The sequence below is a fragment of the Pontibacter sp. HJ8 genome (genome assembly GCF_054824225.1).
The window spans coordinates 1-2,481 of sequence record NZ_JSYF01000657.1; the positions used below are offsets into that span (position 1 = coordinate 1).

The 2,481-nt window shown below is 56.1% G+C and carries 2 protein-coding genes; one reads left to right on the top strand and one right to left on the bottom strand.

Going from position 1 to position 2,481, the window contains the following annotated elements:
- Window positions 1-73 precede the first annotated feature (73 nt).
- Window positions 74-1,444, top strand: a complete 1,371-nt coding sequence (gene dgt / locus OB13_RS20665; protein ID WP_461492077.1) for a dGTP triphosphohydrolase — start codon at window positions 74-76, stop codon at window positions 1,442-1,444.
- Window positions 1,445-1,484: 40 nt separating this feature from the next.
- On the opposite strand, the gene OB13_RS20670 is transcribed toward dgt, so the two are convergent.
- The gene (locus OB13_RS20670; RefSeq protein WP_461492078.1) at window positions 1,485-2,399 is read right to left on the bottom strand and encodes a DUF72 domain-containing protein; all 915 of its coding nucleotides are present in this window, start codon (window positions 2,397-2,399) and stop codon (window positions 1,485-1,487) included.
- Window positions 2,400-2,481 lie beyond the last annotated feature (82 nt).

Sequence of the window (2,481 nt, forward strand, 5' to 3'; positions counted from 1 at the left end):
AGCTTTATTCATGTTCGGCACCTTCGCTGTCAGCGTACTGCTCAGCTAACCCGCTATACCTATACCTATACCTATGCCACGCACCACCACCTGGGACAAACTGATTTCAAAGAAGCGTTTCGAAACGACCGACCATAAGTATACATCGGATGAGTCGGTGCGCGGCGAGTTCCAGCGCGACTACGACCGCATTGTGTTTTCCTCTGCTTTCAGGCGCCTGCAGAACAAGACGCAGGTCATGCCTATGCCGGAGAGTGACTTTGTCCATACCCGCCTTACCCACAGCTTAGAGGCCTCGGTGGTGGGCCGCTCGCTCGGGCGCATCGTGGGCAAGAGCATACTGGAGCGCTACCCCGAGCTGACAGGCGAAAAGAATATACAGGAAGCAGACTTTGGCGACATGGTAGCGGCCGCCTGCCTGGCGCACGACATCGGCAACCCGCCTTTCGGGCACTCCGGCGAAGACGCTATTTCGGCCTATTTCCTGAGCGATGCCGCGCAGCCTTTTATGACAACCCTCACAGAGGAGCAAAAGGCAGACCTGCAACGCTTCGAGGGCAACGCAGCCGGCTTCCGGGTGCTGACCTATACCTATCCGGCGCACTGCAACCTGCCGGGCGGCCTGAGCCTGACCTATACCACGCTGGCCACTTTCACCAAGTACCCCAAAGAGTCGCTGCCTGTTATCCCGAACACCAAAAGTACCAGCGAAAAGAAGTACGGCTTTTTTCAGACAGAGAAATCCTGGTTCAACACGATCGCCTGGGAGCTGGGTCTTTTAAAGAAAGGGATGAGCGGGGAAGTGTTTTACCACCGGCACCCGCTGGCTTTCCTGGTAGAGGCGGCCGACGACATCTGCTACCGCATCATCGACTTTGAAGACGGCTTGCGCCTGGGCCTGGTGCCGCAGGAAAAAGGACTGGAGCTGCTGCGCCAGATCCTCAACGATGCCCCGGACCGCGTGTCCAGCCTCACGTTTTATGACTGGCGGGAGGAGATCGGCTACCTGAGGGCCCGGATCATCGGCAAGCTGATCAACGAAACAGCCGGGATCTTTCTGCAGCACGAGCCGGAGATACTGGCCGGCACTTACGACAAGCCGCTTATCAATGAGCTGGCATGCAAGCCGGTACTGGACCAAATAAAGGACCTCTCTATCAACCTCATCTACCGGAACCGCCCGGTGCTGGAAATTGAGGCTGCCGGCTTCGAGGTGCTGGGCGGGCTGCTGGATGCCTGCATGAAAGCTGCCTTCAATTCAGAATCGAAACACCACCGCAAAATAGCGGACCTGATACCACCCCAGTACCTCCAACTGCCGGAAGATGCATCCGATTACGAGCGCATCATCCACATCACCGACTTCGTCACCAGCCTCACCGATCAGGCCGCGTTGGGGCTCTACCGGAAGATAAAAGGTATAGAGTTGCCCAAGATGTATTGATTAGTCCCTACAGGTATAGCCGGGAAGCGATGAACCACAACTAAAACAAACTCCCCTGCACCGATTGCACGAATTTTTTAGGGGGCTTGATGCTGAGGCCGCAGCGGGCATTCAGCTTTTCGATCAGGTAAGCAGCCAGCTCCGGCGAAGTCGTGTTGTCGGGCTCGTGCACAAAGAAGTATAGCTGCTGCAAACCGGCTTCAAACCATACCTGCAGGCGGTCCACCCAGTCATCTATGCGGGTATAGTCTGTGGGATGCAGGCCGTTGCCCACAAAGCGGATCATAGCGGTGGGGGTAGTCAGGCGCATGTGCAGCACATCGCGCCGCCCCGACACATCTGTCAGCACCGTACTCACGCGGTATTTCTCCAGCACCTCAAACAGCTCCAGCGACGCAACATTATCTACAAACCAGTCCGGGTGGCGGAGCTCTACGGCCAGCGGCACACTTTCGGGCACGTATTGCACAAACGTCTCCAGGTCAGGCAGCTGCCTGGGGCTGAACGTCGGGGGAAGCTGCAGAAAAGAACAGCCCAGCTTCTCTTCCAGCCCGGCAATGGCTTCGCAGAAAGTGGCCGTCAGATCCAGTGAGCGGCTCAGCTCCGACTCGTGGCTGATGAGTTGCGGAAACTTGGGGCAGAAAGTAAAGCCCTGCGGGACAGCCTGCCGCCACCGGTCTATGGTGCCGGGCGCCGGAATATGATAATGCGTACTGTTAAGCTCAATTGTATTGAACTGCCTGGCATACCATAGCAGCGAGTCTTTTTCCTTCATGCCGGCCGGATAGTATTCGCCTACCCAGGCTTTGTTTACCCAAACCGGCAGACCAATGTATACGTGCTGCTTCTGCTTTCCCCCTTGCTTATACCTGCTGAGCATAGGCTGTGTCTCCGGGTGATCGGGAGGTAAGGCAAAATTTACGCGGCCAATATCAGAGAGCTTTCCAAAATCCATAGCGCTTCAATTTCCTATCGTATACGTGCTCCGTGTTCAAACCAGATCACTTCGCAAAATATCTCGCAACAGCTGCCCGTTA